The organism is Streptomyces sp. NPDC030991 (assembly GCF_055571235.1).
In genome coordinates this window covers 165,372-191,460 of record NZ_JBVIFR010000011.1, presented here as the reverse complement: position 1 = coordinate 191,460, position 26,089 = coordinate 165,372, and the positions used below count along the sequence as shown (strand labels likewise).

At 72.0% G+C, this 26,089-nt stretch carries 26 protein-coding genes and 6 tRNA genes; 21 read left to right on the top strand and 11 right to left on the bottom strand.

The window, feature by feature from the left end; genetic code table 11:
* Positions 1-2: 2 nt before the first annotated feature.
* Positions 3-527, top strand: a complete 525-nt coding sequence (locus ACZ45E_RS21850) for a GNAT family N-acetyltransferase (protein ID WP_468222853.1) — start codon at positions 3-5, stop codon at positions 525-527.
* Here the strand turns inward: ACZ45E_RS21850 and ACZ45E_RS21845 are convergent.
* Entirely contained in the window at positions 517-957 is a 441-nt protein-coding gene (locus ACZ45E_RS21845) for a hypothetical protein (RefSeq protein ID WP_468222851.1), read from the bottom strand. The genes ACZ45E_RS21850 and ACZ45E_RS21845 overlap by 11 nt on opposite strands.
* Complete coding sequence (locus ACZ45E_RS21840; protein WP_468222849.1) at positions 938-1,297, bottom strand: hypothetical protein; 360 nt, start codon at positions 1,295-1,297, stop codon at positions 938-940. The genes ACZ45E_RS21845 and ACZ45E_RS21840 overlap by 20 nt, the downstream gene beginning before the upstream one ends.
* A gap of 702 nt (positions 1,298-1,999) precedes the next feature.
* On the opposite strand from ACZ45E_RS21840, the gene ACZ45E_RS21835 reads away from it, so the two are divergent.
* From ACZ45E_RS21835 to ACZ45E_RS21795, 9 genes are all read left to right on the top strand, one after another.
* Positions 2,000-3,055: a methionine ABC transporter ATP-binding protein gene (locus ACZ45E_RS21835; RefSeq protein ID WP_468222848.1), complete on the top strand. Its 1,056-nt coding sequence runs from the start codon at positions 2,000-2,002 to the stop codon at positions 3,053-3,055.
* The gene (locus tag ACZ45E_RS21830; protein WP_468222846.1) at positions 3,052-3,804 is read left to right on the top strand and encodes a methionine ABC transporter permease; all 753 of its coding nucleotides are present in this window, start codon (positions 3,052-3,054) and stop codon (positions 3,802-3,804) included. Before ACZ45E_RS21835 ends, ACZ45E_RS21830 begins: the two co-directional genes overlap by 4 nt.
* A gap of 75 nt (positions 3,805-3,879) precedes the next feature.
* Positions 3,880-4,710, top strand: coding sequence for a MetQ/NlpA family ABC transporter substrate-binding protein (locus ACZ45E_RS21825; protein ID WP_468222844.1), 831 nt, complete (start codon positions 3,880-3,882; stop codon positions 4,708-4,710).
* Positions 4,711-4,739: 29 nt separating this feature from the next.
* Positions 4,740-5,573, top strand: coding sequence for a MetQ/NlpA family ABC transporter substrate-binding protein (locus ACZ45E_RS21820; protein ID WP_468222842.1), 834 nt, complete (start codon positions 4,740-4,742; stop codon positions 5,571-5,573).
* 141 nt (positions 5,574-5,714) lie between these two features.
* Positions 5,715-6,353, top strand: a complete 639-nt coding sequence (locus tag ACZ45E_RS21815; protein ID WP_468222840.1) for a GNAT family N-acetyltransferase — start codon at positions 5,715-5,717, stop codon at positions 6,351-6,353.
* A gap of 139 nt (positions 6,354-6,492) precedes the next feature.
* Positions 6,493-7,710 (top strand): precorrin-6y C5,15-methyltransferase (decarboxylating) subunit CbiE, encoded by a 1,218-nt coding sequence (gene cbiE / locus ACZ45E_RS21810; protein WP_468222839.1) that lies wholly within the window; start codon positions 6,493-6,495, stop codon positions 7,708-7,710.
* Positions 7,711-8,074: 364 nt separating this feature from the next.
* Positions 8,075-11,323 carry a nicotinate-nucleotide--dimethylbenzimidazole phosphoribosyltransferase gene (gene cobT / locus ACZ45E_RS21805; RefSeq protein WP_468222837.1) on the top strand — a complete coding sequence of 1,083 codons (3,249 nt, stop codon included), beginning with the start codon at positions 8,075-8,077 and terminating at the stop codon, positions 11,321-11,323.
* Positions 11,324-11,549: 226 nt separating this feature from the next.
* A complete protein-coding gene (gene cobA / locus ACZ45E_RS21800) occupies positions 11,550-12,785 on the top strand; it encodes a uroporphyrinogen-III C-methyltransferase (protein WP_468222836.1) in 1,236 nt (411 codons plus the stop codon).
* Between the two features lie 54 nt (positions 12,786-12,839).
* Positions 12,840-13,667, top strand: a complete 828-nt coding sequence (locus ACZ45E_RS21795; RefSeq protein ID WP_468222835.1) for a TrmH family RNA methyltransferase — start codon at positions 12,840-12,842, stop codon at positions 13,665-13,667.
* A gap of 106 nt (positions 13,668-13,773) precedes the next feature.
* Here the strand turns inward: ACZ45E_RS21795 and ACZ45E_RS21790 are convergent, their stop codons facing one another.
* Positions 13,774-14,961: a serine/threonine-protein kinase gene (locus tag ACZ45E_RS21790; RefSeq protein ID WP_468222834.1), complete on the bottom strand. Its 1,188-nt coding sequence runs from the start codon at positions 14,959-14,961 to the stop codon at positions 13,774-13,776.
* Between the two features lie 646 nt (positions 14,962-15,607).
* Here ACZ45E_RS21790 and ACZ45E_RS21785 point away from each other — a divergent pair.
* The 3 genes from ACZ45E_RS21785 to ACZ45E_RS21775 all read left to right on the top strand — a co-directional run bounded on the left by ACZ45E_RS21785 (position 15,608) and on the right by ACZ45E_RS21775 (position 17,388).
* Entirely contained in the window at positions 15,608-15,817 is a 210-nt protein-coding gene (locus ACZ45E_RS21785; RefSeq protein ID WP_468222832.1) for a hypothetical protein, read from the top strand.
* Between the two features lie 260 nt (positions 15,818-16,077).
* Positions 16,078-17,034 (top strand): phosphotransferase, encoded by a 957-nt coding sequence (locus tag ACZ45E_RS21780; protein WP_468222831.1) that lies wholly within the window; start codon positions 16,078-16,080, stop codon positions 17,032-17,034.
* Positions 17,035-17,103: 69 nt separating this feature from the next.
* Positions 17,104-17,388 (top strand): TFIIB-type zinc ribbon-containing protein, encoded by a 285-nt coding sequence (locus tag ACZ45E_RS21775; protein WP_468222829.1) that lies wholly within the window; start codon positions 17,104-17,106, stop codon positions 17,386-17,388.
* Positions 17,389-17,447: 59 nt separating this feature from the next.
* Here the strand turns inward: ACZ45E_RS21775 and ACZ45E_RS21770 are convergent.
* The 5 genes from ACZ45E_RS21770 to ACZ45E_RS21750 form a co-directional block, all read right to left on the bottom strand.
* Positions 17,448-17,522: transfer RNA gene (locus ACZ45E_RS21770), tRNA-Val, on the bottom strand.
* A gap of 65 nt (positions 17,523-17,587) precedes the next feature.
* Positions 17,588-17,659, bottom strand: a tRNA-Val gene (locus ACZ45E_RS21765).
* Positions 17,660-17,697: 38 nt separating this feature from the next.
* Positions 17,698-17,769, bottom strand: a tRNA-Val gene (locus ACZ45E_RS21760).
* A 1-nt stretch (position 17,770) separates the two neighbouring features.
* Positions 17,771-17,844 (bottom strand) — tRNA-Cys (locus ACZ45E_RS21755).
* Positions 17,845-17,879: 35 nt separating this feature from the next.
* Positions 17,880-17,952, bottom strand: a tRNA-Gly gene (locus tag ACZ45E_RS21750).
* 167 nt (positions 17,953-18,119) lie between these two features.
* Between ACZ45E_RS21750 and ACZ45E_RS21745 the strand changes: the two genes are divergently transcribed.
* The 3 genes from ACZ45E_RS21745 to ACZ45E_RS21735 all read left to right on the top strand — a co-directional run bounded on the left by ACZ45E_RS21745 (position 18,120) and on the right by ACZ45E_RS21735 (position 20,942).
* On the top strand, positions 18,120-19,166 hold the full coding sequence (locus tag ACZ45E_RS21745) for a chorismate-binding protein (protein WP_468222827.1): 1,047 nt from the start codon (positions 18,120-18,122) through the stop codon (positions 19,164-19,166).
* An 86-nt stretch (positions 19,167-19,252) separates the two neighbouring features.
* Entirely contained in the window at positions 19,253-20,074 is an 822-nt protein-coding gene (locus ACZ45E_RS21740; RefSeq protein ID WP_468222825.1) for an aminotransferase class IV, read from the top strand.
* 43 nt (positions 20,075-20,117) lie between these two features.
* On the top strand, positions 20,118-20,942 hold the full coding sequence (locus ACZ45E_RS21735; protein WP_468222824.1) for a GNAT family N-acetyltransferase: 825 nt from the start codon (positions 20,118-20,120) through the stop codon (positions 20,940-20,942).
* Between the two features lie 25 nt (positions 20,943-20,967).
* On the opposite strand, the gene ACZ45E_RS21730 is transcribed toward ACZ45E_RS21735, so the two are convergent.
* On the bottom strand, positions 20,968-21,471 hold the full coding sequence (locus tag ACZ45E_RS21730; protein WP_468222822.1) for a DsbA family protein: 504 nt from the start codon (positions 21,469-21,471) through the stop codon (positions 20,968-20,970).
* A gap of 188 nt (positions 21,472-21,659) precedes the next feature.
* Between ACZ45E_RS21730 and ACZ45E_RS21725 the strand changes: the two genes are divergently transcribed.
* Both ACZ45E_RS21725 and ACZ45E_RS21720 read left to right on the top strand, forming a co-directional pair.
* Positions 21,660-22,127 (top strand): hypothetical protein, encoded by a 468-nt coding sequence (locus ACZ45E_RS21725; RefSeq protein ID WP_468222820.1) that lies wholly within the window; start codon positions 21,660-21,662, stop codon positions 22,125-22,127.
* 206 nt (positions 22,128-22,333) lie between these two features.
* Positions 22,334-22,555, top strand: coding sequence for a hypothetical protein (locus tag ACZ45E_RS21720; protein ID WP_468223096.1), 222 nt, complete (start codon positions 22,334-22,336; stop codon positions 22,553-22,555).
* A 12-nt stretch (positions 22,556-22,567) separates the two neighbouring features.
* On the opposite strand, the gene ACZ45E_RS21715 is transcribed toward ACZ45E_RS21720, so the two are convergent.
* Positions 22,568-23,137: a CGNR zinc finger domain-containing protein gene (locus ACZ45E_RS21715; RefSeq protein WP_468222818.1), complete on the bottom strand. Its 570-nt coding sequence runs from the start codon at positions 23,135-23,137 to the stop codon at positions 22,568-22,570.
* A 251-nt stretch (positions 23,138-23,388) separates the two neighbouring features.
* Complete coding sequence (locus tag ACZ45E_RS21710) at positions 23,389-23,802, bottom strand: SsgA family sporulation/cell division regulator (RefSeq protein ID WP_004002642.1); 414 nt, start codon at positions 23,800-23,802, stop codon at positions 23,389-23,391.
* Between the two features lie 189 nt (positions 23,803-23,991).
* Here ACZ45E_RS21710 and ACZ45E_RS21705 point away from each other — a divergent pair, with 189 nt between their 5' ends.
* From ACZ45E_RS21705 to ACZ45E_RS21695, 3 genes are all read left to right on the top strand, one after another.
* On the top strand, positions 23,992-24,429 hold the full coding sequence (locus ACZ45E_RS21705) for a TIGR02611 family protein (RefSeq protein ID WP_468222816.1): 438 nt from the start codon (positions 23,992-23,994) through the stop codon (positions 24,427-24,429).
* Between the two features lie 61 nt (positions 24,430-24,490).
* Positions 24,491-24,562: transfer RNA gene (locus tag ACZ45E_RS21700), tRNA-Val, on the top strand.
* Between the two features lie 233 nt (positions 24,563-24,795).
* Complete coding sequence (locus ACZ45E_RS21695) at positions 24,796-26,079, top strand: ABC transporter substrate-binding protein (RefSeq protein ID WP_468222814.1); 1,284 nt, start codon at positions 24,796-24,798, stop codon at positions 26,077-26,079.
* The last annotated feature ends 10 nt before the right edge of the window (positions 26,080-26,089 follow it).

Below are 26,089 nucleotides of genomic sequence, written 5' to 3'. Positions count from 1 at the left end.
ACATGGGCATGAGCGTGACCATCTCTGCGGCGACCGAAGCGGACACCGAGCAGATACTCAAACTCCAGTACCTCTGCTACCAGAGCGAGGCGCAGCTCTACGGCGACTACGCGATCGAGCCGCTCACCCAGTCCCTGGACTCGGTCAGGGCCGAGCTGAGGGGCGGCACCGTCCTGGTGGCCCGCCTCGGTGACGAAGTGGTGGCGTCCGTGCGCGGCACGGTCGACGCCGACGGCACCGCCCGGATCGGCAAACTCATCGTGCACCCGCGGATGCAGCGCCACGGCCTCGGCGGCCGCCTGCTCTCCGCCGTCGAGACCGCCCTCGGCGCGCCGGGCGCGGCCAAGCGCTTCGAACTCTCCACGGGCCACCGCAGCGAGCACAACCTGCGCCTGTACCGCAAGCACGGCTACGCGGCGGTGTCGACGAAGCGGGTGGACGACCGGCTGACCGTGGTGACGCTGGCCAAGGACGCTGCGGGCGCTGCGGCCCCGGCCGCCGCCCGGGCGCTGGCGGCTAGCGCGTAACGGCCCGCGCCCGGCGCAGCCAGAACAGGGCGGAGACCGGCAGGAGCACCGGGATGAACAGGTACTCCATGCCGTAGTCCGACCAGACGGTGGAGTCCGCGAACGCCGAGGGCTCCACCAGCGTCCAGGTACCGACGGCCAGCACCCCGACGAGCTCGGCGGCGCAGCACACCTGCGCCGCCTTGCGGGCACCCTCCCCGCCCCGCACGAGCGAGTACGTGATGAAGCCGTAGACGACGCCCGCCACGGCGGAGAGCGTGTACGCGAGCGGCGCCCTGCCGAAGTCCGTCGCGATCTGGAACACCGAACGGGACACGGCGCCCACGACCATCACCCCGTACAGCCATACGAGCAGCGTGCCGGGCCCGCTGGTCAGTCGCCTCGACGCGTTCTGCGAGGTCACAGCCACCTCATCCTCCCCAGATGTCAAAGAGCCGTACTTCGAGGACGGCGAGGACCACGCCGCCCGCGGCGACCGTGACCGAACCCCAGCGCGTGCGCTCCGCCAGCGACATGAACCCCGCCGCCGGCACGCAGGCGAACGCCCCGATCAGATACGCGACGAAGATCGTCGCGCCCTGCGCCGGCTTCTCCCCGCGCGCCAGCTGCACGACCCCGATCACCAGCTGCGCCAGCGCGAGGACCGAGACCACCGCCATGCCGATGAAATGCCAGTCCTTGGTCGGCTGGTCGCGGTAGGAGGCGAAACCGCACCACGCGGCGAGCGCGAGCGCGGCGAGACCCGTCACCAGGGTCAGGGCATCAAGCATGGGCAGACCCTATTACGGCCCAAAAGACCCGACGCGCTCGCCCCCGGGGCTGCTAGGGCCTGTCTGACAATTCCCTCCCCCAGCCTCCGGCCGGGAGGTGCCCCCAGCCCCGCGACGCCTGGCACGCACGCTCCCCGCGAGCGCAGCGAGGACCGTGGCGTTGACCACAACGCATCGGGCCGGGGAACTCACCGCGGACCCCCTGGTGGAGGAGGCGACGGCCGTGGCAGCGCTGGTCACCGGGGGCGTGGTGCGGACCGTCGCCGAGGCGCGGGCGCCCGGGCACACCCGTCCAGCGTTGTCCGCTATTCGGACAACAGAGGCCGGGCCGCTCCGCACTTCTGCTTTACTTGCCCGCATGACCACGACGAGCAGCCGCACCCTTGCGACCGAGGCGACGATGACGCCCGGTGCTCGTTGTATGTGTCGAATGTGCGCCTTCTGAGGGCCCCCGCACTGCCTGTACTCGCGCCCCGAAGCGAGTGCCCGCACGTCCGTCCCGTAGGGAGTGACTCCGCAGGGAGAAGCTAGTCCGCCTGCGTGACCGGGCCTGCCCCGCGCACAGATTCCCGTACTGATGCCAGTACCGCTCCGCGTCCGGAGCGAGAGCCTGCCGCGCCCGGTAACTCCGCACGTTCCCGAGAAGTTTGCCCCGTGCCCGGCGCCACCCGTGCCGCGCACTCGACAGTGACGGAAACCCACGTGATCACCACTCAGGGCCTCACAAAGGTCTACCGCTCGCGCGGCCGCGAGATCACCGCCCTCGACGGCGTCGATCTGCACGTTCGCGAAGGCGAGGTGTACGGCGTCATCGGCCAGTCAGGCGCCGGCAAGTCCTCGCTGATCCGCTGCGTCAACCTCCTGGAGCGGCCCACCTCCGGCACCGTGACCGTCGCCGGCCAGGACCTCACGGCTCTCGTCGGGCGCGGACCGCGCGCCGGCAAGGAGCTCCGCGAGGCGCGCAGCCGCATCGGCATGGTCTTCCAGCACTTCAACCTGCTCTCCTCGCGCACCGTGCAGGACAACATCGAGCTGCCGCTCGAAATCCTCGGCAAGTCGGGGAAGGAACGTTCCACCAAGGCGCTGGAACTGCTCGACCTCGTCGGCCTCGCCGACAAGGCCAAGTCCTACCCGGCCCAGCTCTCCGGCGGCCAGAAGCAGCGCGTCGGCATCGCCCGCGCCCTCGCCGGCGACCCGAAGGTACTGCTCTCCGACGAGGCGACCAGCGCCCTCGACCCCGAGACCACCCGCTCCATCCTCCAGCTCCTGCGCGACCTCAACCGGCAGCTCGGCCTCACCGTCCTGCTCATCACGCACGAGATGGACGTCGTCAAGACCGTCTGCGACTCCGCCGCCCTGATGGAGCGCGGCCAGATCGTCGAGTCGGGCACCGTCAGCGAACTGCTCGCGACGCCCGGCTCGGAGCTCGCCGCCGCGCTCTTCCCGGTCAGCGGCGACGCCTCCGGCGAGGACCGCACCGTCATCGACATCACCTTCCACGGCGAGTCCACGACCCAGCCGGTCATCTCGCAGCTGTCCCGCACGTACAACATCGACATCTCGATCCTCGGCGCCGCCATGGACACCGTCGCGGGCAAGCAGGTCGGCCGCATGCGCATCGAACTGCCCGGCCGCTACGAGGAGAACGTCGTCCCCATCGGATTCCTGCGCGAGCAGGGCCTCCAGGTCGAACTCGTCGCCGGCGCCGCCCACGAGGACCGCGCGTCCGCACTGCTGAAGGAAGGTGTCACCAAGTGACCTGGTCGGAGATGCAGCCCCTGCTGTCCCAGGCGTGTTGGGACACCTTCTACATGGTCGGCTGGTCCACGCTGATCGCCGTCGTCGCGGGCCTGCCGCTCGGCGTCCTGCTCGTCCTCACCGACCGTGGCGGGCTGCTCCAGAACGTCGTGGCGAACAAGGTCATCGGGCAGATCGTGAACATCGTCCGCTCGATGCCCTTCATCATCCTGATGGTCGCCCTGATGACCTTCACGCGCTGGATCGTCGGCACCACCATCGGCCGCGAGGCCGCCATCGTGCCGCTCGCCGTCGGCGCCATCCCCTTCTTCGCGCGGCTCGTCGAGACGTCCGTGCGCGAGGTCGACGGCGGACTCGTCGAGGCCGTGCAGTCGATGGGCGGCAACACCTGGACCGTCGTCCGCAAGGCGCTCGTCCCCGAGTCCCTGCCGTCGCTGATCTCGGCGACCACCACCACGATCGTCGCCATCATCGGCTACTCCGCCATGGCCGGCACGGTCGGCGCGGGCGGCCTCGGCGACCTCGCGATCCGCTACGGCTACCAGCGGTTCGAGACCGCGATGATGTGGATCATCGTGGCGGTCCTCGCGGTCGTCATCGCCCTCATCCAGTTCGCGGGCGACAGCGGTGCCCGCGTCCTGCACCGCCGCGCGGGCAAGGGCGGCGAACCGCTCCGCTTCCGCGTCCTCGGCGGCTTCCTGCCCGGCGGCCCGGCCGCGGCCACGCCCGGGCCCTCCAAGAACCGCTGACCCCGCACCCCCACCGCCCCTGGACTCCCCGCCTCACCCGGCGGGTTGCACCACCCATGGAGAAAGGCACTTTTCGTGCGTAACACCACCAAGATCACCGCAGCTGTCCTCGCCACCGGCGCCCTCACCCTGGGCCTGACCGCCTGCGGCTCCGACAAGGGCGACTCCAAGGCCAAGGCGTCCGACCCGCTCGTCGTCGCCGCGACCCCCGTGCCGCACGCCGAGATCCTCGAGTACGTCAAGGACCACCTGGCGAAGAAGGCGGGCCTCAACCTCGAGGTCAAGGAGTTCACCGACTACGTCACGCCGAACACGGCGACCGAGGACGGGTCCGTCGACGCCAACTACTTCCAGACCCAGCCCTACCTGGAAGACTTCAACGAGAAGAAGGGCACGCACCTCCAGTCGGTCGCCACGGTCCACCTGGAGCCCCTCGGCCTCTACTCCGAGAAGACCAAGAAGGCCGCCGACCTGAAGAAGGGCGCCACCATCGCCCTCCCGAACGACGCCGACAACGAGAGCCGCGCCCTGCGGTTCCTCGCCGCCAGCAAGCTCATCACGCTCAAGGCCGGCTCGGAGAGCGACGCGACCCCGCAGGACGTCGAGAAGAACCCGAAGAACCTGACGTTCAAGGAGGTCGAGGCGGCCCAGACGCCCCGCTCCCTGGAGGACGTCGACGCCGCGGTGATCAACGGCAACTACGCGATCGGCGCCGGCCTCAAGCCCGCCAAGGACGCCCTCGCCCTGGAGTCCACGAAGAACAACGCGTACAACAACGTCCTCGCCGTGACCAAGGGCAACGAGGACGACCCGCGCGTGAAGAAGCTCGCGAAGCTGCTGACCTCCCCCGAGGTGAAGAAGTTCATCGAGGACAAGTACGCCGGCTCCGTCCTCCCCTCCTTCTGAGCCGCGCCCCTCGGAGCTCTGGGACCCAGATGCGCACGCTCAACGTTCCCGCCGCGGTCGTCACCGGAGCCCTCGCGCTCGCTCTGACCGCCTGCGGCTCCGGCGGTACGGGCTCCGGCGCCGACGGCAAGAGCGGCAAGCTCGTCGTCGGCGCCACCCCGACCCCGGCCGGTGAAGTCCTCACCTACGTACGGCAGAACCTGGCGAAGAAGGCCGGACTCGACCTGGAGATCAAGGAGTTCACGGAGTACGTCCTGCCGAACACCGCGCTCCAGCAGGGCGAGCTCGACGCCAACCTGTTCCAGCACAAGCCGTACCTGGACGACTTCAACAAGTCCAAGGGCACGACCCTGACCGCCGTCGCACAGGTCTACCTGCCGCCGCTGGGCTTCTACTCCAAGAAGACCCGCGACGTCACCGACGTGCGCGCCGGGGCGACCGTCGCACTCCCCAACGACGCGACCAACGAGGCGAGAGCACTCGAACTCCTCGCCTCGCAGGGGGTGATCGAGCTCAAGAAGGGCGCCGGGGTGAACGCGACTCCCAAGGACATCGCCAAGAACCCCAAGCACCTCACCTTCAAGGAGCTCGAAGCGGCCCAGTTGCCGCGCTCGCTGGACGACGTCGACGTGGCCGCCGTCAACAACAACTTCGCGCTCGACGCGGGCCTGAGCCCCGAGAAGGACGCCATCCTCCTGGAGAGCGCGAAGAACAACCCGTACAACAACGTCCTTGCCGTCAAGAAGGGCGACGAGGACGACCCGCGCGTGAAGAAGCTGGCAGAACTGCTGACTTCACCCGAGGTGAAGAAGTTCATCGAGGACAAGTACAAGGGCTCCGTCCTCCCGGTCACCGGGGCCTGAACCGCGCACCGCACACAGGGGCCGCCCCCGGCGACGGGCGCGGCCCCTGTGTGCAGTTACGTGCCTTCATGCTGCATGCTGGGCACTTCACCCGGCCGACGCGATGCTTTGAAGGCGGCCACGAAGGTTACGGAGCGGCGTATGACGAACACCTTCCCCGACATCTCCATCAGCACGGAACGCCTGGTGCTGCGCCCGCTCGACGAGGACGACGCCCCCGCTCTGGCCGAGATGATGAACGACGAGCTCGTCGCCGCCTGGACCTCCGTGCCGCAGCCCTTCACCGAGGACGGCGCACGTGAGTGGATCACCGGCCACGCACCCCAGGAGCGCGCCGCGGGGACCGGACTCGACCTCGCCGTCACGGAGTTCCTCACCCAGCGCCTCGTCGGTGTCGTCCAGCTGACCAAGACCAACTGGCACGTCCGCGCCACCGAACTGTCGTACATCATCGCCCCCTGGGCCCGCGGTGAGGGATACGCCTCCGAGGCCGCGCTCGCCATGGCCCAGTGGCTCTTCGGCGACCAGGGCCTGGAGCGCATCGAACTGCGCACCGCCGCCGACAACACCGCCTCCCAGCAGGTCGCCCAGAAGATCGGCTGCATCAGCGAGGGCGTCCTGCGCAACGCCTGCATAGCGCGTACGCGCACCGAGGACGGCGGCTGGGCCGAGGTCCGCACCGACTTCATCGTGTGGAGCCTGCTGCCCGAGGACATCGAAGGCGTCACCGAGCAGCTCGCCGAGGCCGGCGGCTTCACGGCCTTCTCCGACTGGAACTGACCCCACGCGCAGTAGCCGGACCCACCAGGTACGCTCTCGGTGCCCCGCCCGGACCCCCTCCCCACCCGGCGGCTTCCCCCTGACCCGTGTACGCGCCCGACCGCGTACGCACCCGAGCACCCCCTGGAGACTGACGACGATGGCCGACCGGGTCACGGTGATCGGCTGGGACGGCTCGCCGCCGACCGAGGCAGCCCGCTCCGCGCTCGCCGCGGCCACCCTGGTGGCAGGAGCCGCCCACCACCTGGCGCTGCCCGAGGTGCCCCCGCGCGCCGAGCGGATCCGGCTGGGCAGCGTGGCGCTCGCCGCCCGCCGCATCGCGGGACACCGCGGCACCGCCGTCGTCCTCGCCGACGGCGACCCCGGCTTCTTCGGCGTCGTCCGCACCCTGCGCGCCCCGCAGTACGGACTCGAGGTCGAGGTCGTGCCCGCCGTCTCCTCCGTCGCCCAGGCCTTCGCCCGCGCCGGCATGCCCTGGGACGACGCCCAGGTGGTCTTCGCCCACCGGCGCACCCTGCGCCGCGCGGTCAACGTCTGCCGCGCCCACCCCAAGGTCGCCGTCCTCACCTCACCCGGCGCGGGCCCCGCCGAACTCGGCCTCCTCCTCGAAGGCGTCCACCGCACCTTCGTCATCTGCGAGGAGCTCGGCACCGACCGCGAACAGGTCACCGTCGTCACCTCCGACAAGGCCGCCGACCACGCCTGGCGCGACCCGAACGTCGTCATCGTCATCGGCGGCCCGGTCACCGTCGCCGTCCCGGAGAACGGCGGCTGGCTGGCCGGCGGCGACCCCGACACCGTCCCGCGCGGCTGGGCGCTGCCCGCCACCGAGTACGCGGGCCCCTTCGGCGAGGGCGAGAGCGAGCAGCTGCGCGCCGCCCAACTGGCCCGGCTCGGGCCGCGCGTCGGCGACCTCGTGTGGGACATCGGCTGCGCCAGCGGCGCGTTCACGGCCGAGGCGGGCCGGTTCGGCGCCGCCGTCATCGCCGTCGACCGCGACGCCGACGCCTGCGCCCGCACCCTCGCCACGGCCCGCCGCTTCGGCGTCCAGACCCAGATCGTGCACGGCACCGCCCCGCACATCCTGGAGGATCTGCCCGAACCCGACGTCGTACGCGTCGGGGGCGGGGGAGCGGCGGTCGTCTCGGCCGTCGCCGACCGGCGGCCCGCGCGCATCGTCACGCACGCCGCGACACGCGACGCCGCCGAACTCGTCGGCAGGGACCTGACGGAGCACGGTTACGACGTCGAGTGCGCCCTGCTGCAATCCGTCGAACTGGACACGCGCGCCTGGACGGAGAAGGAGCGGACCGTGGGGTTCCTGCTCTCCGGCAGGCTTCCCGACCGCAACCCGTGACCCTGACGGCCGAGCGCGCGCTGTAGGCTGGCCGATCGTTGTACCGCACCAGGACATGCGCCGGTTCGTCGGCCAATGTCCGGGAAACGCGCCACTTTTGGAGCGCTTGTGGTACGGCGGCGACCGGTGGACGCGCAACGTGGCGCAGCCCACAGAAGGCCGTGGCCGATCCAGGTGCCACGGTCGCGGTCCGGCCGGGACAATACCTGTTGTCCGGAGCGGTTCGTGCCGCGCGGCGCGCGGGCTCGTTCTTCACGGAGAACGGACGACGTGCCACTCCGGTCAGTGGCTCGAAGGGGCTCGCATCACCGGCGGACGGCCGGGAGCGGCCAGGGAAGTTCTCATCGATGGGCGAGGGGTAGGCATGACCGACACCGGTCAGGTTCCGGGCGAAGGGCTGCCGGAGAACGCAGGCGCGGTGGGACAGCCGGGCGCTCCCGCCCCCGGTGCGTACACCTACCTCGACCCCGAGGCCCCCGTCGAGGACGACGAGATGCTCCTCATGCCCGGCTCCCAGGGCGCCTGGGGCGAGCCGCCGGCCGCGATGCCCGCGCCGCAGCAGTACCAGGAGTATCCGCAGGCGCCCGCCGTGCACGAGCCGGGCCCGCACGAGATGGCCGGCCGCGACAGCGGCCACCACGACATGGGCGCGATGCAGGCGCCCGGCCCGGCGCAGCCCACCCAGGGCGGTCAGGTCCCAGGCCGCCGCCCCCTGCACATGGGCCCGCCCACGCCGGAGACCGGCGCCGGCCCGGTGCGCTCGCTCGCCGACCGCGGCCCCGCCCAGCAGACCCCGCCCCACCCCATGCCGGTGCGCCGGTCGGGCCCGCCCACCACCGGCCCCGAGTACCTCGACATCCCGCCGCAGGGCGGCGCCCCCTGGCAGCCCGCCGAAGCCGCGCAAGCGCCGTCGGCCCCCGCGGAAGCGGCCGCTCCGGAGCAGCCGGCCTTCTACGCCGAGCAGCCCCCGCGGTTCCCGTCCGCGCACACGCAGGACGGCGCCCAGGAGTTCGCGCCCGCCGCCGAACCGGCCGCGTACGCCGAGCAGCCGGACCAGTACGCCGCGCACGAGCCGCAGCCGTACGCCTTCCCGCAGGAGGTCGCGCCGGAGCAGCCCCTCGGCCGGTTCGTGCCCGTCGAGGGCACGGTGCCCACGACCCCGCACCTGGCGCCGACCCCGCCGCAGCCCATGGTCGTCCCGCCGCTGCCCGAGCCGGCGCCCGAGGAACCGGCGGCCCCCGAGAGAACCGAGCAGCTCCCCGAGGCCCCGCAGGAGCCGGTCGCCGTCGTCGAGCAGCCGCACTTCGCCGAGCCGCAGCCGGTCGCGGAGCAGGAGTTCACGGAGCAGCCGGATCTCGTGGAGCCGGTGGTCCACGCGGAGCCCGTACTCCCCGCGGAGCAGGTGGCCCCGGCGGAGCCGGTGGCCGAGCAGCCCGCCGAGCCCCTGCCGCCCCAGTTCGTCGAGGCCGAGCCCGAGGCCGCCCCCGTCGAGACCGCGCCGGTCGAGACCGCGCCGGTCGAGACCACGCCTGCCGACGAGCCGGCGCAGGAGGCCCCGCCCGTCGAGGTCCAGGTCGTCGCGGCCCCCGTCGCCGAGGCCCCCGTCGAGGAGCCCGCGGCAGACCCCGCCCCCGAGCCCGTGGCTGCCGTGCCCGCGCCCCGTGACGGCGAACCCCTCGCACCGCCCGCGCCCGAACAGGCCGAAGAGGCGGTGCAGGCCGAGCCGTTCGAGTCCTACGAGTCCGATGAACCCGAGCTGATCGAGGTCGCCCCGGAGCCCGTGTCCCCGCCGGCGCCCCCCGCCGACGAGCCGGCCGCCGCCGAGCAGCCGCCGGCCGAGCCGGAACCGCTTCCGGTGGCCGCGGGCCCCGAGCCGGGCCCCGCCGCGGCCTCCGGCTACGAGGACGCCGAGCGCGACGCCGTGCTGCGCGTCATGCGCGAGCGCCGCGACATCCGCAAGGGCTTCCGCAGCGACCCCATCCCGCACGAGGTGCTGCTCCGCGTCCTGGAGGCCGCCCACACGGCGCCGTCCGTGGGCCACTCGCAGCCCTGGGACTTCGTCGTCATCCGCTCCGCGGAGACCCGCCGCACCATGCACGAACTGGCGATGCGCCAGAAGGACGCGTACGCCAAGTCGCTCCCCAAGGGCCGCGCGAAGCAGTTCAAGGAACTGAAGATCGAGGCCATCCTCGACACCCCGGTGAACATCGTGGTCACCGCCGACCCGACCCGCGGCGGCCGCCACACCCTGGGCCGTCACACGCAGCCGCAGATGGCCCCGTACTCCTCCGCCCTCGCGGTGGAGAACCTCTGGCTCGCGGCCCGCGCCGAGGGACTCGGCGTCGGCTGGGTCAGCTTCTTCGACGAGCGCGAGATGGTCCGCACCCTCGGCCTGCCCGAGCACCTCGAAGTCGTCGCGTACCTGTGCGTGGGCTACGTCGACGAGTTCCCCGAGGAGCCCGAGCTGATCCAGGCGGGCTGGTCCAAGCGCCGCCCGCTCTCCTGGGTCGTGCACGAGGAGACGTACGGGCGCCGCGCGCTGCCCGGCGAGGACCCGCACGACCTGCTCGCCGAGACCATCTCCAACATCCGCCCGCTGGACGCCAAGGCGCTCGGCGAGGCGTGGGAGCGGCAGAAGCGGATGACCAAGCCCGCGGGCGCGCTCGGCATGCTGGAGATCATCTCCGCGCAGCTCTCCGGCCTCTCGCGCCAGTGCCCGCCGCCGATCCCGGAGCCCGCGGCCGTCGCGATCTTCGCCGGTGACCACGGTGTGCACGCCCAGGGCGTCACCCCCTGGCCGCAGGAGGTCACGGGTCAGATGGTCGCCAACTTCCTGGGCGGCGGCGCGGTCTGCAACGCGTTCGCCAACCAGGTCGGCGCCGAGGTCTGCGTCATCGACGTGGGCGTGGCCGGCGAACTCCCGGCCACCCCCGGCCTGTTGCCCCGCAAGGTCCGCGCGGGCACGGCCGACATGACGACCGGCCCCGCCCTGAGCCGCGAAGAGGTCAAGGCGGCCATCGAGGTCGGCATCGAGACGGCCCGCGACCTCGTGGCGGCGGGCAACAAGGCGCTGCTCACGGGCGAGATGGGTATCGCGAACACCACCGCGTCCGCCGCGCTGATCTCCGTCTACACCGAGGCCGACCCCGCCGAGGTCACCGGCCGCGGCACCGGCATCAACGACGAGACGCACGCCCGCAAGGTCGAGGTCGTCCGCCGCGCCCTCGACCTGCACCAGCCCGACCCGGCCGACCCCATCGGCGTCCTCGCCGCGGTCGGCGGCCTGGAGCACGCGGCGCTGGTCGGCCTCCTCCTCGGCGGTGCCTCACTGCGTACGCCGGTCATCCTCGACGGCGTCAGCGCGGGCGCCGCGGCTCTGGTCGCCCGCGCCGTCGCCCCCGAGGTGCTTGCCGCCTGCATCGCGGGCCACCGCAGCGCCGAGCCCGGCCACGTCGCCGCCCTGAACAAGCTGGGCCTGCGCCCCCTGGTCGACCTGGACCTGCGGCTCGGCGAGGGCACCGGCGCCCTGCTCGCCCTGCCGATCGTGCAGAGCGCGGCCCGCGCCATGCACGAGGTCGCCACGTTCGACTCGGCGGGCGTCACCGAGAAGTAGCCGCGCACCATGACGGAGCGCCTGCGCCACTGATGCGGCGCAGGCGTTCCGCCGGGGGTCCCCCCGGACGGAGTCCGGGGTCCGGGGGAGGAACGGGTGGGCACAGCGCGTCAGCGCCGGGCAGCCTGGTCAGAGGGGCCCCGCATAAGCTGACCTCGCAGATCCCGCACGTCACAGGGCTCCACTGTCGCAGCCCAACAGCCCGTCGCCCCAGGAGCCGCACGACATGCCCGCCGCACAGCACCCCGCGTACCCCGTAGGACTCCGCCTCACTGGCCGCAAGACCGTCGTCGTAGGCGGCGGCCAGGTCGCCCAGCGCCGCCTGCCCGCGCTCATAGCGGCCGGCGCGGACCTCACCCTGATCTCTCCGTCGGCCACCCCTTCGGTGGAAGCCATGGCGGACGCGGGCGAACTCACCTGGGTCAGGCGCCGCTACGAGGAGGGCGACCTCGAAGGCGCCTGGTACGTGCTCGTCGCCACCGGCGACCGCACCGCGAACGAGCGGGTCTCCGCCGAGGCGGAAGCGGCCCGCATCTGGTGCGTGCGCTCCGACGACGCCGAGGCGGCCACCGCCTGGACCCCGGCCACCGGCCGCACCGAGGGCGTGACGATCGCCGTCCTGTCCACCGAGGCCGCCGACCGCGACCCGCGCCGTACCGCCGCCGTCCGCGACGCCCTCGTGGAGGCCCTGCGCGACGGCACCGTCAGCACCGAGCGGACCCGCACCCCGGGCGTCGCCCTGGTCGGCGGCGGCCCCGGCGACCCGGACCTGATCACCGTGCGCGGCCGGCGCCTGCTCGCCGAGGCCGACGTCGTCATCGCCGACCGCCTGGGCCCGCGCGACCTGCTCGACGAACTGCCCCCGCACGTCCAGGTGATCGACGCCGCGAAGATCCCGTACGGCCGCTTCATGGCCCAGGAGGCGATCAACAACGCGCTGATCGAGCACGCCAAGCAGGGCAAGGCCGTCGTCCGGCTCAAGGGCGGCGACCCGTTCGTCTTCGGCCGCGGCATGGAAGAGGCCCAGGCGCTGGCCGCCGAGGGCATCCCGGTCACCGTCGTCCCCGGCATCTCCAGCTCGATCTCGGTCCCCGGCGCGGCCGGCATCCCGGTCACCCACCGGGGTGTGGCGCACGAGTTCACCGTGGTCAGCGGCCATGTGGCGCCGGACGACGAGCGCTCCCTGGTCGACTGGGCCGCGCTCGCCAAGCTGACCGGCACCCTCGTGATCCTGATGGGCGTCGACAAGATCGGGAAGATCGCCGAGGCCCTGGTCTCGTACGGCAAAGCCCCCGACACCCCCGTCGCGCTGGTCCAGGAGGGCACCACCGCCGCCCAGCGCCGGGTCGACGCGACGCTCGCCACGGTCGGTGAGAAGGCGGCGGCCGAGGGCGTCAAGCCCCCGGCGGTCATCGTCATCGGCCCCGTGGTGCACGAGAGCCCCACCCGTAACCAGCGGTAACAAGTGCCGTGCTCAACCGTTGGCACCACTCCCAGGACAAGGCAGTATCGACCCGTGGCTGAACCTCAAGGTCTCCTCACCATCGAAGACCCCGACGACCCGCGCCTGCGCGACTACACGGGCCTGACCGACGTCGAGCTGCGCCGGAAGCGGGAACCGGCCGAGGGCCTGTTCATCGCCGAGGGCGAGAAGGTGATCCGCCGCGCCAAGCTGGCGGGCTACGAGATGCGCTCGATGCTGCTCTCCGCGAAGTGGGTCGACGTCATGCGCGATGTCATCGACGAGGTCCCGGCCCCGGTCTACGCCGTGGCCCCGGACCTCGCCGAAAAGGTCACGGGCTACCACGTGCACCGCGGCGCCCTCGCCTCCATGCAGCGCAAACCGCTGCCGACCGCGGACGACCTCCTCACCACGGCCCGCCGCATCGTGATCATGGAGTCGGTCAACGACCACACCAACATCGGCGCGATCTTCCGCTCGGCCGCCGCCCTCGGCATGGACGCGGTCCTGCTCTCGCCCGACTGCGCGGACCCGCTCTACCGCCGCTCGGTGAAGGTCTCCATGGGCGCGGTCTTCGCCGTCCCCTACGCCCGTCTGGACGCCTGGCCGAAATCGCTGCAGACCGTCCGCGAAGCGGGCTTCAACCTGCTCGCGCTCACCCCGGCCGAGAAGGCCAAGTCCCTGGACGAGGTGGCCCCGCACCGCATGGACCGCGTCGCGCTGCTGCTCGGCGCGGAGGGCGAGGGGCTGTCGACCAAGGCGCTCATGGCGGCCGACGAATGGGTCCGCATCCCGATGGCCCACGGAGTCGACTCGCTCAACGTGGGCGCGGCGGCGGCCGTCGCCTTCTACGCGGTGGCGACGGGCCGCCCCGAACTCTGACACCCTGACGCGGTCCGCCCCGCGCACTGAAACCCCGATGCGGGCCGCCCCGCCCTCGGGACCCTGACGCGGGCCGCCCCGCGCACGGCTACTTCGACGCGGTCCGTCAGAGGCTCTGGGCCGCCGCGATCACCAGCGCCACCAGCAGCGTCACCACCACGAACACGAACAGCCGCTGCCGCAGCAGCCGCGGATTGGCGGGCCGCAGCTTCTTGCCGGTCCCCGTCCCGTTCGTACGAGGCCCGGGACGCCCGGTGCCACTGCGCGGCGCGGGCCTGTTCCCCGACCGGGACGTGGTGGAGCGGGGCCCCGAACCACCGCCCGTCCGGCCGGTGCCGGGCCGCGGCGCGGGCGTGCCCGGCTGGGTACGCCGCTGGGTGCGCTGGTCCACGTAGCTCTCCGCGAGCCGTCCCGTCGGCCGGTCGGCCTCGGAGCGTGGCGCCGGGGGCCGCACCGCACCGAGGCCCTGGGCCTCGCGGGCCGCGATCTCCTTGAGCCGCATTGACAGTTGGAGCGTGCTGGGCCGCTCCTCCGGGTCCTTGGCGAGGCACGCGCGCAGCAGCGGCGCGAGCGCGTCCGGCACTCCGCGCAGCTGCGCCTCCTCGTGCACCACGCGGTAGAGCATGACCTCGGAACTGCCGTGCCCGAAGGGCGAGTCACCCGTGGCCGTGTAGGCGAGGGTGGCCCCGAGGGAGAACACGTCGGTGGCCGGGGTGACGGCCGCGCCGCGCACCTGCTCCGGCGCGAGGAACCCGGGGGAGCCCACGGCGGTCCCGACATGGGTCAGCGTCGAGGCGCCGGTGGCCCAGGCGATGCCGAAGTCGATGATCCGCGGCCCCTTGGGGGACAGCAGGATGTTGGACGGCTTGAGGTCGCGGTGGACGACCCCGGCCTCGTGCACGGCGACGAGCCCCTCGGAGAGCGCGGCGCCGACGGCGGCCACGTCGGAGGCCGCGAGCGGGCCCTCCTCGGCGACCTTGTCGTGCAGCGAGGGGCCCGGCACGTACTGCGTGGCGAACCACGGCCGGTCCGCCTCCAGGTCGGCGGCGACGAGCCGCGCGGTGCAGCCGCCGCGGATCCGGCGCGCGGCGGAGACCTCGCGCGCGAAGCGCGACCGGAACTCCTGATCCTCCGCCAGGTCCGGCCTGATCACCTTGAGCGCGACCCGCTGCCCACGCCGGTCGGAGCCGAGATAGACGACGCCCATCCCGCCGGCCCCGAGCCGTCTGTGAAGCCTGAACGAGCCGACGACGCGCGGGTCCTCGCGCCTCAGGCGCATCATCGCCATGTTCATCCCCGCTGCTGCCCGGTCTCGTCTGACGAGCGACAGCTTACGTTTACGCGGCCGACTGTGCGCTCAGGCCGCGCCCTCACTCCGGATTCGTTTGCGGCCGCCGGGCGGGAGGGGTGAAAGTCGGTCAGGGACCGTACCGGGTAAGCGGCTTGCTACCGGCCCGAATGCCAACATCCGGCCCGACAAGGGCGGTTGACTCCCCGAAGGGTGGCAGGGCCGGGGCGGCCGCGGCGGCCGGGGGCCCGATCCGCACGTACGAGGTGGTCACCGGCCGGGCGGTCCGCGGAGCGGTGGCCGCGGTGTGCGCGGGGGGTGCGGAAGTGAGTGATGTCACTCCTGATCTCCGTCGGCGGCCCTTGCGCGCGGAGGGCGGCGCCGTGCTCGGACGCCGTCCCCTCGGGGAAGACCCCGAGACCTGGGACTCCGTCTCCACCCAGGGGAGTACGCGGGGTGGGAGCGCTCATCCTCCGGGAGGCCCGGCATTCGGTACGAGGGCATGACGTGCCCGGGGGCCGCCGCCCATAGATTTGAGGTCAAGCGGCGGGTGCAGCACTCGTCCCCCGAGGTCAGGTACCCGCCGCTGCCGACAACTGAAGATCCCCCGGACCTGTCCGGCGGGAACCGAGAACTCGACCGGGAGAGGACCATGGCGGACACGACACCGCGGACGACAGCGTTCCGCAGCACGTGGGCCCGCAGGACTGTGTCTTTTGGCAGCCCCGCGACCGGCCGCCGTCACCCGCTGGTGGCGACGGCCATGGTTCTCCCTCTCGCGGCCCTTCTCGTCGTCGTCTTCGGCGGCTGGGACGCGATGGTCACACAAGCGTCGTCCGTGGGCGTGATGCTGGGGCGCTGAGCGGCGCCTCCAGGCCCGGATGAGCGGTCCGGGCGGGGACATCCGACCAGGAAACCCCGTGGGGACGGGGGTGCGGCGGACGGCACAAATGCCGCGTGCAGCTGGGGAGCTGCACGCGGCATTGCCTTTCCCGCACTCTCCGGCGCGGGGGCGGACGGCAGCCGCGGGCACGAGCGCGCACCCCCGCGGCGTGCGCCCAGGCCCGCCGGAACGCGCCCGGCCGACGAACCCGGGCCGCCCCGACCCGTACGCTCGGGGCCGTGACACCGTCCATCGCGCCCGCGCTCCAGGCCACCGCCCGCGACGCCCTCCACCAGGACCCGGAACCGGCCCCCTGCGGCTGCGACGCGGCCACGCTCGCCGACCGGCCCGACGGCACGGTCGTCCGGCACGGTGACACCGTCGCCAAGGTCCACGCCCCCGGCACGGACCCCGGCGAACTGCGACTGCGCCTCGCCGTGGCCGCCCACCCCGCCCTGGCCGGCGTGCTGCTGCCTCCCCTGCACGCCGCGGCGACGCCCCTCGACGACCGCCCCGTCACCTTCTGGCCGCACGGCACCCCGGTCGACCCCGACCACCCGGAACACGCCCCCTGGGAAGCCGCCGCCACCCTCCTGGCCCGCCTCCACACGACACCAGTCCAGCAGCTCCCGCGCGGCCTGCCGCCGATGCGAGGCCCGCTCAAGGCGGCCCGCGCCCTGGCCCGGCTGAACGCCGCCGCGCCGGAGCACCCCGCCGCCCGGCCCGTGCGCCAGGCATGGGGCACGCTCCCGCCGTGGGCCCGCGCCGAAGCGCCCTACGCGCACGCCCGCGCGTTGTGCCACGGCGACCTGCACCTGGGCCAGCTGGTCCGCAGCCCGGCCGGTTCGGGGCCCTGGCACCTCATCGACGTCGACGACCTGGGGGTCGGCGACCCCGCCTGGGACCTGGCCCGGCCCGCGGCCTGGTTCGCCTGCGGCCTGCTGCCCGCCGACGACTGGGCCCGCTTCCTCGGCGCGTACCGGATGGCGGGCGGCGCGCGGGGGCCGGCCGCCCCCGACCCCTGGCCCGCCCTGGACGTGCCGGCCCGCGCCCTGACCGTGCAGACGGCCGCCCTCGCCGTGGCCAAGGCCACGGAGGCGGGCCGCCCCCTCGACGACGTGGAGGTCGCCGTGGTCGACGCCTGCGACCGAATGGTGCGCGTACCGCCCCACTTGGGCCGGGACCCCGCCAAGTAGGGTGCGCAGGACGGAAGCCGGGAAGTGTTCCGGCGAAGCAGTGCCGAACGGCGAGGAGTTGACCCGACCATGCAGTGTCCCAAGTGTCACGCACCCATGCACACGTACAACCGCAACGGCGTCCAGATCGAGCAGTGCAGCGGTTGCCGCGGGATCTTCCTCGACTACGGCGAGCTGGAGTCGCTGACCCGCCTGGAGTCGCAGTGGCAGCAGCAGGTCCCGCCGGCGCCGCCCGCCCCGCAGGCGTACCCCGCAGCCCCGGCCCCGGCGTGGGGCGCTCCGCACCACGGCGGTCACCAGGGGCACCACGGCCACCACAACAAGGGCTTCGGCCGGATGCTCTTCTCGTCCTGAGCACCCGCGGCCCCCGGGCACAAAAGAAGCCCCCGGTCCGAGGACCGGGGGCTTCTCGCTGGTGCGCGATACTGGGATTGAACCAGTGACCTCTTCCGTGTCAGGGAAGCGCTCTCCCGCTGAGCTAATCGCGCGGGAACGGGCCAGACTCTATCAGGCTCCGCGAGGGGCACCGCCGTATACCGCACGGTGTACTGCGTGCGCGATACTGGGATTGAACCAGTGACCTCTTCCGTGTCAGGGAAGCGCTCTCCCGCTGAGCTAATCGCGCGGGACGGATGACATACGAACCGGAGTCCGAAGATCCAGTGCGCGATACTGGGATTGAACCAGTGACCTCTTCCGTGTCAGGGAAGCGCTCTCCCGCTGAGCTAATCGCGCATGGAGGTGGAGACGGGATTTGAACCCGTGTAGACGGCTTTGCAGGCCGTTGCCTCGCCTCTCGGCCACTCCACCAGGAGCGTAGGGGTTCGGGAAGATCCCCCACATCGAGCGAACGACCGGGTTCGAACCGGCGACCTCAACCTTGGCAAGGTTGCGCTCTACCAACTGAGCTACGTTCGCGTGTCCTTCCGATCCGCTTGCGCGTCCCGGCGACGTGTTGAACTCTAGCGGATTCCCGGGCCAGTACAAAAACGCGTTTGCGCAGCGTGCTGAGGTGCGACCGGCGAAGCGACAACGGAACCTCCACTCCAGGTCACCGCCCCGATACCCGCTCTAGACTCGGCACTGTGACCGGCCTCCCTCCCCTCGCCCGCTTCGGTGAACTCCTCGCGACCGATCTACGCGACGTGACCAGTGACCCCGCGGCCCTGGACTCCACCGGCTTCTGGGCGGTCACCGCCGACTTCGAGGGGCGCCTGGTCTGCGCCCGCTTCGGCGACGTACGCAAGGAGGCGGTGCCCCTCCCGCGCCCCGGCGCCTGGCGCGGCCCGGCGACCGCGCACTGGACGTCCTCACTCGACCACGAGGCGTACACGGAAGGGGTGCGGCGGATACGCGGGTACATCGCGACCGGCGACGTCTACCAGGCCAATCTCTGCCGGGTCCTGTCCGCGCCGATACCCGCCGAGGCCGACATCGACGCGCTCACCGCGCTCCTCGCCCGCGGGAACCCGGCGCCGTACGCCGGCACCGTCCGGCTGCCCGGCCACGGCGTCGAGATCGCGACGGCCTCGCCCGAGCTCTTCCTGCGGCGCCGCGGCGCGGTCGTCGAGTCGGGCCCCATCAAGGGCACCGGCCGGACCGAGGCGGACCTCCTGGAGAAGGACCACACCGAGAACGTCATGATCGTCGACCTGGTCCGCAACGACCTCGGCCGCGTCTGCGCGCCCGGCACCGTGACCGTCCCCGACCTGTGCGTCGTCGAGAAGCACCCGGGCCTCGTCCACCTCGTGTCGCTGGTGCGCGGCGAACTGCGCCCGGGGACCGGCTGGGCCGGTCTGCTCGGCGCCGCCTTCCCGCCCGGCTCGGTGACCGGGGCGCCCAAGTCCAGCGCGCTGCGCATCATCGACGCCCTGGAGACGGCGCCCCGCGGCCCGTACTGCGGCGGCATCGGCTGGGTCGACGCGGACCGGGGGACGGGTGAACTGGCCGTCGGCATCCGCACGTTCTGGATCGAGCGAAGCGACGCGGGAGCCGTCCTGCGCTTCGGTACCGGCGCCGGGATCACCTGGGGCTCCGACCCGGAGGGGGAGTGGCGGGAGACCGAGCTGAAGGCGTCGCGGCTGCTCGCGGTAGCGTCGGAGGGGTACGACGGGCAAGCGACCGGTTCATGACCGCGATCCGCGATTCGCGATCACGGTCCGTGACGCGCGGTCCGTACTCCGTACTCAGTACTCCGGGCAAGGTGGAGGGACCTCACGTGAAGATCTGGCTCGACGGCCGGCTGCAGGACACCGAGGAGGCACGCGTCTCCGTCCTCGACCACGGGCTCACCGTGGGCGACGGCATCTTCGAGACCGTGAAGACGGTCGACGGCAAGCCGTTCGCACTCACCCGGCACCTGGACCGGCTGACCCGCTCGGCGCGCGGCCTCGGCCTGCCCGAGCCGGACCTGGACGAGGTGTGCAGGGCCTGCGCCGCCGTCATCGAGGCCAACCCGCTGGCACTGGGCCGCCTGCGCATCACCTACACCGGCGGCCTCTCCCCGCTCGGCTCCGACCGCGGCGACGCGGGCACCACGCTCGTCGTCGCGCTCGGCGAGGCCGTCCGACGCCCCGACACCACAGCGGCCATCACCGTGCCGTGGACCCGGAACGAGCGCGGCGCCCTGGCCGGCCTGAAGACCACCTCGTACGCGGAGAACGTCGTGGCCCTGGCCCGCGCCCGTGAACTCGGCGCCTCCGAGGCCCTGTTCGCGAACACGCTCGGCCGGCTGTGCGAGGGCACCGGCTCGAACGTCTTCGTCGTCCTGGACGGCGAGATCCACACCCCGCCGGTCGCCTCCGGCTGCCTGGCGGGCATCACGCGCGCCCTCGCCGTCGAATGGACCGGCGCCAAGGAGACGGATCTGCCGCTGTCGGTGCTCACCCGGGCCGACGAGGTGTTCCTGACCTCGACGCTCCGTGACGTCCAGGCCGTGCACCGGATCGACGACCGCGACCTGCCCGGCGCACCCGGCCCGGTCACCGCGAAGGCGATGCGCGTCTGGGACGAGCGGGCCGCGGACCACCTCGACCCGTAGATCCACTGTCGTCCGCGGAGCACGGGCGGGTAGAACACCCGTGATGACCACGACTCTGCGGCCGACCGAGCCGCTCCAGCGCACGGCCGACGGGTCCCGCTCGCGCCACTACACGGTGTGTGTGAACAGCCGACCCGCCGGCACACTCCATCTCGCCACGCACCCCGTGTTCGGCCCGACCGTCGCCCACCTCCTCGACCTGCGCATCGACGAGCCGGACCGGGGCCGCGGCCGCGGCACCGTCGCCGCGCTCGCCGCCGAGGAGGTGGCCCGCTCCTGGAACTGCCGCCGCATCGAGGCGTCGGTGCCCGCGCACCAAGGAGCCCTGCTCCGGCTCGCGGCCGCGCTCGGCTACGTGGAGCGCAACCGGAACCTGGCGAAGCCGCTGACCGAGCCGGCGCCGCCGCTCCCCGCGCACAGCGCCGGGCGGCGCATGACGGAGGCCGAGTTCGGGCCGTGGCTGGCGCGGGCCAAGGAGCGCTACGCGCGCACCGTGGTCGAGCGCGGTGCCACGCCGGAAGAAGCCCGCGAGAAGGCCGAGCGCGATCACGCACTGCTGCTGCCCGAGGGCATCGCCACCCCGGACGTCCTGATCAGCGTCCTGGAACACGGAGCGGAGCCGGTCGGCACCCTGTGGCTGGCCCAGCGCGCCGACGGAGCGTACGTCTACGACGTGGAGGTGGCGCCCGACCACCGGGGCCGGGGCCACGGGCGCTCCCTGATGGTGCTGGCCGAGGCCGACTCGATCGCCGCGGGCGCCGCCCGGATCGGCCTCAACGTGTTCGCGGGCAACGCCCCGGCGCTGCGCCTGTACGAGTCGCTGGGCTACGAGCCGACCGCGTACCACCTGTACAAGCAGCTGCTCTGACGGGGCCGGGACGGGACGGGCCCGCTCACGGCTGTGCGGCGAGGAGCCGGTCGGCGATCTCCTCGATGCGCGCGCGCAGGCCCTCCTGGCTCTTGCCGCCGTCGATCCGCTCGCCGCCGATGACGTACGTCGGGGTGCCCGTCACGCCGATCGCCTTGCCCTCGGCCTGGTCGGCGTCGACGATCAGGATGTGCCGGCCGTCGATCAGCGCGGTGTCGAACTCCTCTGCGTCCAGGCCGAGTTCGGCCGCGACCTCGACGAGGAACGGCTCGCCCGCGCGGTCGAACTCCTCGACCCGGCCCAGTACTGCCTCGACGTAGGGCCACCCCTTGCCCTGCTCGAACGCCTCCTCGGCGGCCTGCGCGCCGGCGAAGGAGTGCTTGTGCTTCTCCAGCGGAAAGTGCCGCAGCCGCAGGTCGAGCCGGTCGCCGTACCGCTCACGCAGCGCGCGTACGTCGTCAAGGGCCGAGCGGCAGTCGGGGCACTGCAGCTCGCACCACACGTCAAGAAGGGGTTTCGGGGTGTTCATGGGGCCAGTCTTCCAGGCCGTCCCGCCGCTCCCGACCTGGACCTGCGGAGGAGGGGCGACCCCGAGATCTCCCTGAGGTCCGCCCGGACCGTGGCCCCGGGCCGCCCCCGCGGTGCAGGATGGAAGGGGACGGAACACCTCGACCGCCGTCGACACGGCCCGAGCCCAGCCCGAACGAAGGAGACCGGATGATTGCCGAGACCGTCTGCTCCGCCGTGTCCGTGGCGGGCCTGGGCATCGCCGCGGTCACCGCCTACCGCAAGCGGTTCCTCGCGGCCGCCCGCACCGCCGCCTACTCCCTGGTCCCGCTGGGCCTGGTGATGACCGGCGCCGTCGGCTGGGTCGTGGACACCGCGTTCAGCCCGACCGCGTGGGCCGGTTTCGGGGTGCTCGGGGTGGCCTGGCTGATGTTCCTGGGGACCCGCGCGGTCGAGCGGCGCGGTGGCGGCACCCGCAAGGAGCGCAGGGCCGCGGCGAAGGCGGCGCGGCGCGAGGCCGTGGCCCCCGCCGCCTCGGCCCCCTCGTTCGGACCGGGCTCGCGCCCCGCGCCGGTCGCCGAGCCACAGCCGCGAGCGCAGGCACAGCCGAAGCCGAAGTCGGGCGCGGCCGACGACTTCAGCGACATCGAGGCGATCCTGAAGAAGCACGGCATCTGATCCCGCCCGGCGCCTCCCGTCCTCATCCCGCTCCCGTGCGCCTGTACGCCTGTACGAGAAGCGCCTGAGTTATCGCGCAGGTGCCCGGTCCAAGGTCACGTAATCCGGCGAACTGCCCTGTCGAGCAGGCATTCTGAGCAGCCGTCACCCGCGGCGTGCGACATCATCACGGCGAGATGCTCGACACACCGCAGCTGGCCGACCAGCTGGACGCCGATCAGGGGAAGGCGCCGCTCGACGAGCCCGCGCCGCCCACGCCCGCGCCCCTCGCCCCACACCGGGCCGATCCGCAGGAAGCCGAGACCCCGCGAACCGAGACCCCGCGAGGCTGCCTCTTCGCCCTCTCCCAGCCACCCCTGATGATCTTCCTGGGAGTGATCGGCAGCCTGCTCCTGCTGGCAGCCCTGCACGACCTGCTGCTGCTGTGAGCGCGTCGGCGCTCAGCCCGCGGCCTCCTTGCGGCGCGCCCGGTAGGCGGCCACGTGCAGCCGGTTCCCACAGGTGCGGCTGTCGCAGTAGCGGCGCGAGCGATTGCGGGACAGGTCGACGAACGCGTACCGGCAGTCCGGCGCCTCGCAGCGGCGCAGCCGGTCCTGCTCCCCGGCGACCACGAAGAAGGCCAGCGCCATGCCGCAGTCGGCGGCCAGGTGGTCCGCGACGGAGGCGCCGGGGGCGAAGTAGTGCACGTGCCAGTCGTAGCCGTCGTGATCGGTCAGGCGCGGGGTGGTGCCGGCGGCGGCGACCAAGTCGTTGATCACCGTCGCGGCGCTCCGCGGATCCGGCGCTGCGAACACCTGTGCGAATTTTGTCCGGATCGCGCGCACCATGGCGAGGTCACGCTCCGCGAGCACCCCCACATCGCTGATGTCGTGCTTTCCTACGAAATCGGCCAGCGCCGCCACATTTGCGAGGCCGTCGGTCACCCCGGAGCCGCCGTGGCTGTCCGGTGCGGTGTTCACCAGATCCACCACGGTGTCGAGCGCGCATCGGGTGTCGTGGGTGATCAGCACGATTCGCTCCCTGGCCTGGGGGCGGGCCCGCGCCCGCCGATGCTGGCCGAGCCTAGCGTCCTTCCGGTGCGGGGGGAGTCGCGCGCACGCAACGGCGCCGCCCCCGTGGAAGGTCCCACGGCGGCGACGCCGGTGTCTGCCCTATGCGGTTGTTCCACACCTGCTGGCCGCGCTGTCTCCCCGAGTGGACAACGCGAGGCGCCCTCGCTCCGCTCACGCCGACTGGCTGCCGGCGCGGGCCTCCTGCGCGACTAGCTTTCCGCGAGGATGTGCGAGAGCTCCTGATCGAGATCGAAGTGACGGTGCTCCGTGCCGGGTGGCACGGCGGCGTCGGTCCGCTTCAGGAACGACTCCAGGGCCCGCGCCGGGGCCTCGAGCAGAGCCTCACCCTCTGGAGAGCTCAGGGCGATGCAGACGACGCCCTGACCATGACTGCGGGACGGCCAGACTCGGACGTCGCCGGTGCCGGTCGGCCGGTGAAGGCCTTCGGCGAGGAGATCGCGGGCGAAAACCCACTCGACGGTCTCCTCCGCTCCGGTATGGAAGGTGGCGTGCACGGCATACGGATCGGCCGTGTCATACCGCAGTCCTGCCGGTACAGGCAGTGAGGACTCGCTCGACACAACGAGGCGCAGGTGCAGCTCGCAGCTGACCGTGGTGTTCATAAGCGCCAGGGCCTTTCGCTCAGTGTGCGCTCGGGGATTCGCACGTCGGCGAAATCGACATGCCACCTACGGTGCCGTTGTAAACCCCTCTGAGTGTTTTGGGCGGCTTTACGTAGCTCGTACGGCCGAGTCTTATCCGGTCGGTAACGGCCATTCCGGTGACGCGAATGAGTCGGGTAGGTTTGTGCCATGAATACGGGGAGTGACGAGGCGGCCGGCCCGGTCGCCGGTGCTGACGAGACCGGGTCCGAGGCGAAGCCGTTGGGCTCGCGGGCGCCGGGCTTCATCCAAGAACGCAGGGCGCTGCATCTGAGCTGGCAGGTCGGCGTCTTCGTCGTGGGCCTCGCGGTGGTGGGCGCGGGCATCGTGATGCTGCCGCTGCCGGGCCCCGGCTGGCTGGTGATCTTCGGCGGCATGGCGATCTGGGCGACGGAGTTCGTCTGGGCCCAGCTGGTGCTGCGCTGGACGAAACGCAAGGTCACGGAGGCCACCCAGCGCGCCCTCGACCCCAGGGTGCGGCGGCGGAACATCATCCTGACCACGGTCGGCCTGGTGATCATCGCGGTGCTGGTCGCGGTCTACGTATGGAAGTTCGGCCTTGAGATGCCGTGGAACATCACGCAGTGACGGCGGGGCGCGGGATGGTCCCAGGCACCGTCTGACATGGGGTAATGTTCTTCCTGCGCCCGGGCGATTAGCTCAGTGGGAGAGCGCTTCGTTCACACCGAAGAGGTCACTGGTTCGAACCCAGTATCGCCCACCCGGATCGAAGGCCCCGGAGACATCAGTCTCCGGGGCCTTCGGCGTTCCCGCGTGCGCGTCCGACGGGCCGGACGCCGCCGACACCGGTTCGGTCACGGCGCTGAGCTGCTCATTCGAAGCGCTTCGATTCAAATTCTGCCCGAACCGTTGACGTGCCCTCGCCCCGTCTCTACCTTTGCCCGGCAAGCGCTTTCCTAAAACGATTCAATGCGCAGGGTGGAGGGGCGAACTGTGCCTACGAACAGGGATCTTGACCGGCGCGGCCTGTTGAAGGTCGTCGGAGGGTCGCTCGCGGCGCTCGGTCTGACGGCGGCCGGCTGTGGTGGCGGAAGCGGCTCGGGCGACGGCCCGGTGACCCTCCGGTACGCATGGTGGGGCGGGGAGCCGCGGACGATCGCGATCAAGAAGACCATCGCGCTCTTCGAGAAGAAGTACCCGAAGATCAAGATCAAGCCCGAATTCACCGACTACGAGTCCTTCTGGGAGAAGTTCCAGACACAGGCCTCCGGCGGGAATCCGCCGGACGTTTTCCAGAATTCCGTCGCCTTTCTCCGCAAGTACGACAAGCGCGGTGTCCTCATGGACCTCAAGTCGCAGGCGGACGCCGGGAATTTGAACCTCAAGAACTTCCGCAACGGCGTATTGACGGTCGGTCAGGTCGAGAGCAAACAGGTCGGCATACCGGTGGGCGCCAACACCATGTCGCTCGTCGTCGACCTCAAGGTCTTCAAAAAGGCGGGCATCACGCCCGAAATGGGCTGGACCTGGGACGACTACTTCGACGCGCTGCAGAAGATCCAGGACACCCAGAAAGTCGCGGGCGACACCGGCTACTTCACCATCATGTACCTCTACGACCTGTACCTCCGTCAGAACGGCAAGGCGTTCTTCACCGACACCGAACTCGGGTTCACCGAGGCCGACCTGACGCAGTGGTGGACCGACGGCTACAAGCGCGTGAAGTCCGGCCTCGTCGCCGACCCGAAGAAGATCGAGCAGGTCAAGCCGAAGTCCGGGCTTTCGGCAGGGCTCGCCGCGTCCGAATTCACCTGGGACAACTTCTCCATCCGCTACGCGGGCGAGGGCGAGTCCGACTACGGGCTCGCACCGATCCCGACCACCGACGGCAAGGACACCGGCCAGTACCTCGGCTCGCTGATGCTCAGCGCCTTCACCGGCACCAAGCACCCGAAGGAAGTGGCCCAGTTCATCGACTTCATGGTCCACGACCCCGAGGTCGGCAAGATCATGGGCTACGACCGGGGCATCCTCGCCACCACCGAGCAGTACGCCGCGTACAAGCCGGCCGACGCCAACAACAAGGGCGTCGCGGCCTACGAGGACGAGGTCGCCGCCGCCGGAGTGCTCGGCAAGATCACCCCGCATCCGTCCGGGGCCGACGTCATCGAGGCCGCGTTCCTGCGCATCGGCGGCGAGGTCGCCCAGGGCAAGAACAAACCGGCCGCAGCCGCCAAGCAGTTCTTCGACGAGGCCAAGGCCGCGTTCGCGGGCTGAGGGGACGTAC